The sequence below is a fragment of the Limnoraphis robusta CS-951 genome (genome assembly GCF_000972705.2).
Map to the genome: position 1 here is coordinate 1 of NZ_LATL02000161.1, position 8,864 is coordinate 8,864.

Sequence of the window (8,864 nt, forward strand, 5' to 3'; positions counted from 1 at the left end):
TTACAATACTATCAAAAAGATATTTTGTCAAACATCTTTACAAATTTTAATAGTATGTTACATTTAGATACAGATAGAAAAAATTTTAGGAGAAAGATATGACAAGTCGTGGTTATAGCATTGAAGAAGGTGGACGTCTGAACAACTTTGCAGTTGAGCCGAAAATGTACGTTGATGACACCCCGAAAACGGGCTTCACTCAGTACGCAGAGAAGCTGAATGGACGTTTAGCAATGATTGGTTTTATCTCATTGATCAGTTTAGAAGCCATCACTGGACAAGGACTTGTAGAATGGTTAACCAGTCTGTAAATTCTCTGTAATTTCAATGCAGATGAATCATCAAAATATCAACAAGGGGGTGTCAGTCTCTAGGTTATTATCTAGAAACTCCCCTTTAGATAGAGTGAAAAAAATGATAAGTTGTTCATAATAGACGAAAAAAGCTACTTTTACAATAGAAGTTTTCTTAACTTATACTCAGAAAAACTTATATTTCTGAGATTTTTTTATGAAAATGAAAAAATGAGTAGCAATTTTTGATCTTAATGTTTAAGATATTCAAGAGTTTGAGTAAAAGCTGTTTTAAAATGCCCCTAGAGGGGATTGTCAAGCTCGGCTTAAGCTTGTTTCCTATACTATTAGAAAGTCCGTAATCTAGCATCAGGGATGAAAAAACAGTTAGTCACCTTTGGAAGTTTAGTTTTTTTGGTTTCAGGAGTCCTGTTGGGTTGTTCTCAAACCCCAACCCCAGAAGCCGGACAACCGCAAACAGAAGCTACCTCAGAAATTCTCGCTCCTACAGGCGAAGTGGGTACGATGCAGTTTCGAGCCAATGGAGAAGATTTTGTTCGTCAAGGCTTCACAACTAAAGACGGTTGGCAAGTCAACTTTGATCACATTTATGTCAACATTTCCGACGCCACAGCCTACGAAACCTTTACCCCCTACGATGCGGAAGCCGGAGGCGAACCCCAAGCCAAACAAACCATTAGTTTAGTCGTAGAGAAAACCGTTGACTTAGCCGCAGGCGGCGAGGATGCGGAAACCATTCTCGTCAACGAAGTCCCAGCACCTCCGGGCCGATATAACGCTTTGTCTTGGAAGATGAATAAAGCCCAAGAAGGGCCAGCCGCAGGCTACACAATGGTTATGCAGGGAACGGCAACAAAGGGTGGCCAAACAGTGCCTTTTACGCTGAAACTTGACCAAGAATTAGCTTTTACTTGTGGAGATTTTGTCGGAGAAAATCGTAAAGGCATTCTGCAACCGGGAGAAACTGCACAGTTAGAAGCAACTTTCCACTTTGATCATTTATTTGGAGATGCTGAAGCCCCGGCTAATGATGAGACTAATACAGGGGCTTTAGGCTTTGAACCGTTAGCAAAAGCCGCTAAAGGATCTTCATTAGATGCCGATTTGGCCACGCTAAAACAGCAACTTTCTTCGGAAGAATATAAGAAACTGATCGCCATTTTGCCGAGTTTGGGTCATGTTGGTGAAGGTCACTGCAAAGAAACTCAGCTTACCGCTCAAAATAATTGAGAATCAACAAGTGATGGCAAGGAAGTAAGCCTTAAGGAGTTAACCTTGAAAAGTTGCAACAAACCAACATTAAAACACCAGAAAGTTCATCATGCTAGATGTAGGAGAGAATGAACATGAAATGGCAATTAATTCTCGGCTTAGTGCTATTTTCGAGTTTAGGTTTATCGGAAAAAGCCTTAGCTCATGGCGTTAAAATTGAACACAATACCACTCAAGCGATTGAGATCAACGCCAAATATGACACGGGTGCGCCCTTAGAAAATGCTCAAGTTACGGTTTATGCACCTGATGACCCGACAACGCCTTGGAAGCAGGGAACAACGGACAATCAGGGGAATTTTATGTTTACCCCTGATCCCTCTAAAATTGGGTATTGGGAAGTAAAAGTGCGGCAAGCAGGGCATGGGGGTTTGATTAGTATTGCAGTAGGAAACAATACAAATAATTCTCAAGTTTCTGCTGCTCAACCAACTGAAAATAAAAACGAACAGAGTTCTTTTTATTCAAAAACAAGTCAAGGATTAAGTCCCATTCAGAAAGGGTTAATGATTGGCTCGATCCTGTGGGGATGTGTGGGAACGGCTTTATTTTTCTCCAAACTAAATCTCAAACATTCACCCGTTGAGGATACCCCAAATGTTCGACAACAAGAATCAGAAAGCTAAATCAGAAGAATAAATTAATCGTATAATCTCATGCACATTTCAGAGGGAATTCTCCCGGCTCAAGTCTGCATTGGAGGATATGCGATCGCGGGTTTAGCGACGTGGTATTCTCTGAAACAGATTAATAGACAAAATAATCCGACTGATGGAGTCCCAAAAGCTGCTTTATTGACGGCTGCTTTCTTTGTTTCCTCTAGTATTCACATTCCTATTCCTCCCGCGAGTGTTCATTTAGTTCTGAATGGTTTATTAGGTGCAGTATTAGGTTATTATGCGTTTCCGGCGATTTTAATTGGTCTATTGTTTCAAGCCGTGATGTTTGGACATGGAGGGCTAACAACACTAGGAATTAACGCCATCATTATGGGTGTTCCCGCGATCGTTGCCGCTCAAATTTTTCAGTTTCGCAACAGCATCGGACATCGACTGAAACCGACTGTTTCCCTGAATCTTTTTGGATTTTTAGCGGGTGCAGCAGGTTTAGGACTTGCAGCTTTGCTATTTTTTGGGTTAACCATTACAAATATTCCTTCAGGTTTTGATGCTCAAGCTGAACAAACTGCTATTTTGGCGTTAATGTTTGCTCATATTCCATTGATGGGAATAGAGGGCGTTTTTACTGCAATGGTGGTTAGCTTTTTACAACGAGTTAAACCCGAACTTTTACCCAGTTAGGATAAAGCATGAGATTGGCACTGGATGAGTATGCACACCTCAATTCACCGATTCATCGTTGGCATCCGCAGTATAAACTGATCGGGTTATTTGCTTTAATGTTTGCATTTGCTACCGTTGAAGATGTGCGTTTACTTCCGGTGATATTAACCCTGACAGCTCTTTTATATCTATTGTCGCGATTGCCGTTATCTTTTCTGCTCATTCGATTACGTTATCCAGGTATTTTTTTGTTGGGTCTTATCGCCGTATTACCTTTTTTTTCCGGTCAAACCATTCTCTGGCAATGGGGAATAATTACCTTACGACAAGAGGGACTTTTAGCCATTGTTTTGATTGTTGGTCGGTTTTTAGCTATTTTTATCACGGGTTTGGTTCTGTTTGGTACGGGTTCGTTTTTGAACCTAATTAAAGCCATGCGATCGCTCGGTTTATCTCCCATTTTAGCCGATATGATGTTGTTATCTTATCGCTATTTATTTGAACTGGCTTATCAACTGAATACCATGCAACGGGCTACCCGACTGCGAGGTTTTCAACCGACAAAATTGAGTAGGCGAAATATGGAAGTCTACGCAGCTTTAGCGGGAAGTTTGCTGGTTCGGAGCTATCAACAATCTCAGGAGATTTACAAAGCTATGCAATTGCGGGGATATGGTGCGTCTATGAAATCTCATCGTTCAAAAGGGAGTTTAGATGTTTACAGTGCGATCGCTTTAATGATCAGTTTAGGAATCGTCGGTGGACTGATTACATTAGAAATTTTATTATGAATTTAGAGGAATATCAAACCTTGAGTCATACAACACCCGAACAACTACATCATTCTTCGAGAGAATTGGCAACTGACAAAAGGGGAATTGTTGTTCAAAATTTGGTCTTTAGTTATCCGAATCAAGATCCCGTTTTGCAGGATATTTCCTTTACCCTTAGCCCCGGCGAACAAATTGCCCTACTCGGAAAAACGGGAACTGGAAAAAGTACCTTGATGGAAAATTTGGTTGGGTTAAAACAACCAAAATCTGGTACAATATGGATACAAGGAATATCTCTAGAACCGAAAAATTTATTTCAAGTGCGGCGTCATATTGGATTTGGTTTTCAAGAACCGAATGATCAACTCTTTATGCCCACGATTTTAGAAGATGTGATTTTTGGGCCTTGTAATTATGGCGTTTCCCCAGAAGAAGCCCAAGAACAAGCCTATCAACTGTTAGCCGATTTTGGACTCGCAGATGTCACGAACCGTCCCGTACATGAACTTTCTGGGGGACAAAAACGGTTAGCGGCGTTGGCGGCAATTTTGGCCTTGAACCCTTCGATTTTGATTTTGGACGAACCAACGAATGGCCTTGATCCTTGGTGGCGTCGTCATCTGGCTGAGATTTTACCCGAATTACCCGTAGAAGTGCTGTTAATTGCGTCTCATGATCTCAACTGGGTTAGGAGAGTCACCCAACGCGCAATGGTGCTACAACAGGGTAAAATTTTAGTAGATATGCCAACCGAACAATTGCTGCAAGATTCCTCGGTGTTAGAAAGCTGTGGCTTACCGTTAGATTATTAAGGCTATCTTAATTTGTAAATAGGTGATTGTGCTGATGTCCAATTTGAGAAGTTTACAAATAACGAAAATAACTAGCGATCACAGCTAAAAGACTGCTAATCTTGTCTCTACTGCTAGCAGGATAATGATTCTGCTGGTTTATCATTATGTTTTGATGTCATCTCAGGAGGCTAATATGCCCGATCCTAAAATAGAAACCACAACAACCCCTTCTTCTGTCGAAGTGAAAACTACATCTGTAGACCCCTTGACACAAGCTACACTTGACGAACAGACAACGATGACTCAGTTTGACGAAATCAAAGCCAAAGTCGTTGAAGTCCTCGCTGAATTGCCTGCTTACGTCTCAGGTTTCTTCGGGGAATACCAGAAACCGATCATCACAATTTTGCTGATTATAGCGGCAATTGTGTCTGTGAGAGTTCTGTTTGCAGTGATTGATGCCCTCAATGATATTCCTTTACTTGCACCAACCTTTGAGTTAATTGGTATGGGATATTCGGCTTGGTTTATCTATCGCTATTTGTTGCGGGCTTCCAACCGTCAAGAATTGTCCCAAGAAATTCAAGCTTTCTGGGAACAAATTAGCGGAAAATAGTTCTCATCCCTTATTATTTCGACGGTTTGGAATCACAAACTCTATTTTAAATCTCCATCTTGATCAAAAGGGTGGGGATTTTTTACAGTCAAAAAAACACCAAGAGTAAATCTTAGTGTCTTTGTGTCTTCGTGGTTAATTTCTTCATAAAACATTTGATTCTCTCCGGGTTGATCTCTTAATATTCCAAATCTTATGAAATCAAGGCTTTAAAATCTCCATCACATTGTTGCAAACTCCGTAAACTTTCGTTCTTCCGGTGGATAAAACGCTAAAACAATATCTTCTTTAGGAACTCCTAAATTTAAGAGTTCAGTCACAATTCCTTCCTCTGTCCAATCTTGTTCAATATAAATCTTCTCATTTTTGATCCGGATATGAACTTGAATATGTCTAGTTTGTTTTTTTCCTTCCCACCCTAAAAACAACCATATATAGTGATTATGTTGATCATCAAACACTAAGCAACTTTCATCAGTAAGATTTGATGAGTCAGAAACCCAGTCATGGTATTCTGTCAAAATTCGTTTAATGAAAGTGCGATATCGTTCTAGTTTATCCATTGCAAGATTTCCTCAAGTTCTATACTAAAAACAATTAAGAGTATCTGGTTTATTTGAACAACCTCTTGAATAGAGTCTCGTTTAAAGAAGTTTTCATAAATGCTTTCTTTAATTGCTAGATAAATTTGATAGTCTGGGGCTGTTAAATTAATTAAATTACGATATAAAATATATTGACCTAGAGCATTTTCAAAATCTCTCATGGGCGAGGGACTAATGAAACTTTTGATTTCAACGACAATTTTATAGCCACTTCGTTCAGCAGAAATAGGACGTTCAGCCGCTAAATCAGCAAATAACTCTGCATCTTTATAGAGAATTTTATAAGGATCGGCTGTAATTGTCCAACCCTCTTTAATTAAAGCATTTTTTACCGCATTATGGTAAATATCTCTAGCAGGCATGATCCTCCTGTTCCTTGTTTATTGCGGGAGGGTTTACCCCACTTTCAATTATACTACTTTTACTGTGAAAAATCGATATGCCCTGAGAGAATTGATCAAGTTGTGCTGCAATATCTTGAGTTGTATCAATTGAGGTAACATAAGCTTTTTCTACTTCTGTCAAAACTTCTGAGGCTTGTTGTTGACTCTCTAATAAATCAACCGTCGCATCGGTAATATCTCCCTTTCTCTGTTGTAAACGCGATCGCAAAATCTCCATCGGTGCCACACATTCTAATATATTCAAAGGCAGTTGATCAAACTCACATTGTTTGATTACTGTTTCTCGTAACTGTTGCTGATCATATTTAGCATCTAGAATCACTGTGAACCCTTGTTTTGCTAAAATTATCCCCAAGTCTAACAACCGTTTATAGGTGTTTTGTGTCATTTCTGCTGTATATAAAGCTTCTGTCCCTCGTTCATTTAACGGAATTTTGCCTAACTGTTTTCTAACCGCATCTGAACGAATTTGAATCCCGTTTAAACGTCTGGCTAACTGTCTAGCAACTGTACTTTTTCCCGAACCTGACAAACCCGACATCATTATAATTCGTCCTGGTTTTTGCTGTGTATATTGCCAAGCGAGTTGATAATATAAAGCCGCTTCTTTTTGAATCTCTTGTTTTTTCTCGCTAGAAATCTCCGATTCATCTAACATCATTGAATTCACTTTCGCCCGTACATAGGCTTGACGACAGAGATAAAACGGTAATATTTGTAATCCTTCCCAATCTCCGGTTTGTTCAATATAAGTATTTAAAAATTGACAACTCAAATCAGAACGTTCTCGTGCATCTAAATCCATCACTGTAAATCCGATATCATACATGACATCAACAAAGCGAAATTCTTCGTTAAATTCAATCCGATCAAATAACATCACTTCATCTTTCCATAAAAACATATTTTTTAAATGTAAATCTCCGTGACACTCTCGAATCCAATTTTGTTCGATTCTGCTTTGAAAGAGAGATTCATTTTCTTTAAAAAATTTATCGGTGAATTGCTTTGTTTCTTCGTATTGTTGTTGAGTTTGAACAAAGCCAATATATTGAGCCGTTTGATTATAGTTTTGTTCAATCGCTTGACGAATTTTAGGGATTTCTCCAAATTGACGAATATAATCATTGGTTGGGGCGTTGAGATGAAAGAGAGCAACTTTTTTCCCCAGTTGAGTCAGATGTTCTAAAGTCAGTTTTCCCTGTTCAAACAAAGTAATCAACAGATTATCTTGCGGAAACTGACACATTTTTAACGTATATTCTACGATGTTAGTTTCTTCTCCCAGTTGAAAGCGATCGCCAACTTGAGAAATCGGTAAAACTTCTAAATAAAACTCTGGGGCTAGCGGTTGATTTAAACGCAGTTCTTCTTGACAAAAATGTTGGCGGTTTGTTAAACTAGAAAAATCTAAAAATTCAAAATTAACTGATTTTTTAATTTTATACGCATAATCCCCCGTGAGCAGAATAAAAGAAATATGAGTTTGGATTAATTGAATCGGTTCAGTAACCGGATGAGGATAAAACGACGGTTGTAACATCTGCTGAATTAAAATCGGAAGAGAAGAATCAGTCATATTAACAACTCCTGATCGGCAATTATTTTCAGTTTAGACGTTGATTGAATTTACCTCAAACACAGAATTTGATATGATGGGTGACAAAGTTTAATCAGTTCTCAACCCAGATCCCATGACAGAAGATAATCAAGCCTCAAAGTCCATAAATGTTTTTGGTGTCGGAAATGCCTTGCTAGATATTTTGGCATTAGTTGATGATGATTTTATTCAAAACCATAGCCTAAATCGAGGCGCGATGACCTTGATGGATGCCCAAAACCAAGGTAAACTATTACAACAGTTAGAAAATCAATCTCTAGAATTGCGTTGTGGGGGTTCTGCGGCGAATACAATGATCGCGATCGCCCAAAGTGGAGGAAGCGGTTACTACACGGGAAAAGTCGCAGAAGACACCAACGGCGAATTTTACCGTCAGGATATGGTAGCGTTAGGAATTGGGTTTGAAGTTGATCCCGATCTCCACTCAGAAAACCCTACCGGAACTTGTTTAGTCTTGACAACGCCCGACGCCGAACGAACCATGTGTACCAACTTAGGGGTTTCAACTCGGTTATCCGTTAGTGATATTAATACCGAACATTTAAGTCGTTGTCAATATAGCTACGTTGAAGGCTATCTTTGGGATGCGCCCGATCCTCGCAAAGCCTGCATAGAAACAATGGAACAATCTAAACGTCATGGTGTCAAGGTGGCGTTTACATTTTCTGATGGGTTTTTATTAGATCGCTTCACCGATGATTTTCATCAATTAGTTTCAGAATATTGTGATGTGATCTTCTGTAACGACTCAGAAGTGCGTCATTTTTTTCAAAGTGAATCTTTAGAAGATTGCGCCACTAAACTCAGTAAAATTGTTGATTTAGCCTTTATTACCAATGGAGAAAAAGGCTGTTTAGTCGTCGAAAAGGGAAATATTATCCCCGTTGCAGGATTTCCCGTTAAACCCATTGATACAGTTGGCGCTGGAGATGCGTTTGCGGGAGGGGTTCTTTATGGACTGACTAACGGTTTAACAACATCACAAGCCGCCCGTTGGGGGAATTATCTCGGTTCGTTAGTCGTACAAATTCATGGCCCCCGTTTAGCCACATCTCCCGCAGATCAGCTACAAACTGTTATCGCCGGATAAAACCTCACCCTAACCCTCTCTATCCCCCCTGCCCCCCTTGGAAAAGGCAGGGCTGTTTCATTCTCGACCCGAAATTTGATGACCTAACCCCC

At 39.6% G+C, this 8,864-nt stretch carries 11 protein-coding genes; 8 read left to right on the forward strand and 3 right to left on the reverse strand.

Annotation, left to right across the window (positions count from 1 at the left end):
* Positions 1-98 precede the first annotated feature (98 nt).
* The 7 genes from WN50_RS14110 (at position 99) to WN50_RS14140 (ending at position 5,052) form a co-directional block, all read left to right on the forward strand.
* Positions 99-311 (forward strand): chlorophyll a/b-binding protein, encoded by a 213-nt coding sequence (locus WN50_RS14110; protein ID WP_046278184.1) that lies wholly within the window; start codon positions 99-101, stop codon positions 309-311.
* A gap of 357 nt (positions 312-668) precedes the next feature.
* The gene (locus WN50_RS14115) at positions 669-1,544 is read left to right on the forward strand and encodes a hypothetical protein (protein WP_046278185.1); all 876 of its coding nucleotides are present in this window, start codon (positions 669-671) and stop codon (positions 1,542-1,544) included.
* A 116-nt stretch (positions 1,545-1,660) separates the two neighbouring features.
* Entirely contained in the window at positions 1,661-2,212 is a 552-nt protein-coding gene (locus WN50_RS14120) for a carboxypeptidase-like regulatory domain-containing protein (protein WP_046278186.1), read from the forward strand.
* 30 nt (positions 2,213-2,242) lie between these two features.
* Positions 2,243-2,887, forward strand: coding sequence for a cobalt transporter CbiM (gene cbiM / locus WN50_RS14125; RefSeq protein ID WP_046278187.1), 645 nt, complete (start codon positions 2,243-2,245; stop codon positions 2,885-2,887).
* Between the two features lie 8 nt (positions 2,888-2,895).
* Positions 2,896-3,660, forward strand: a complete 765-nt coding sequence (gene cbiQ / locus WN50_RS14130; RefSeq protein ID WP_046278188.1) for a cobalt ECF transporter T component CbiQ — start codon at positions 2,896-2,898, stop codon at positions 3,658-3,660.
* A complete protein-coding gene (locus WN50_RS14135) occupies positions 3,657-4,454 on the forward strand; it encodes an energy-coupling factor ABC transporter ATP-binding protein (protein ID WP_235440957.1) in 798 nt (265 codons plus the stop codon). The genes cbiQ and WN50_RS14135 overlap by 4 nt, the downstream gene beginning before the upstream one ends.
* A 154-nt stretch (positions 4,455-4,608) precedes the next feature.
* Positions 4,609-5,052: a CAAD domain-containing protein gene (locus WN50_RS14140; protein ID WP_152964810.1), complete on the forward strand. Its 444-nt coding sequence runs from the start codon at positions 4,609-4,611 to the stop codon at positions 5,050-5,052.
* A gap of 221 nt (positions 5,053-5,273) precedes the next feature.
* On the opposite strand, the gene WN50_RS14145 is transcribed toward WN50_RS14140, so the two are convergent.
* The 3 genes from WN50_RS14145 to WN50_RS14155 are packed head-to-tail and all read right to left on the reverse strand — an operon-like array spanning position 5,274 to position 7,640.
* Positions 5,274-5,615: a XisI protein gene (locus tag WN50_RS14145; protein WP_046278189.1), complete on the reverse strand. Its 342-nt coding sequence runs from the start codon at positions 5,613-5,615 to the stop codon at positions 5,274-5,276.
* Positions 5,603-6,019, reverse strand: a complete 417-nt coding sequence (locus WN50_RS14150; protein ID WP_046278190.1) for a XisH family protein — start codon at positions 6,017-6,019, stop codon at positions 5,603-5,605. Before WN50_RS14150 ends, WN50_RS14145 begins: the two co-directional genes overlap by 13 nt.
* Positions 6,009-7,640, reverse strand: coding sequence for a bifunctional aminoglycoside phosphotransferase/ATP-binding protein (locus WN50_RS14155; protein ID WP_063847391.1), 1,632 nt, complete (start codon positions 7,638-7,640; stop codon positions 6,009-6,011). The genes WN50_RS14150 and WN50_RS14155 overlap by 11 nt, the downstream gene beginning before the upstream one ends.
* Before the next feature lie 115 nt (positions 7,641-7,755).
* Between WN50_RS14155 and WN50_RS14160 the strand changes: the two genes are divergently transcribed.
* The gene (locus WN50_RS14160; protein ID WP_046278191.1) at positions 7,756-8,772 is read left to right on the forward strand and encodes an adenosine kinase; all 1,017 of its coding nucleotides are present in this window, start codon (positions 7,756-7,758) and stop codon (positions 8,770-8,772) included.
* Positions 8,773-8,864: the final 92 nt, after the last annotated feature.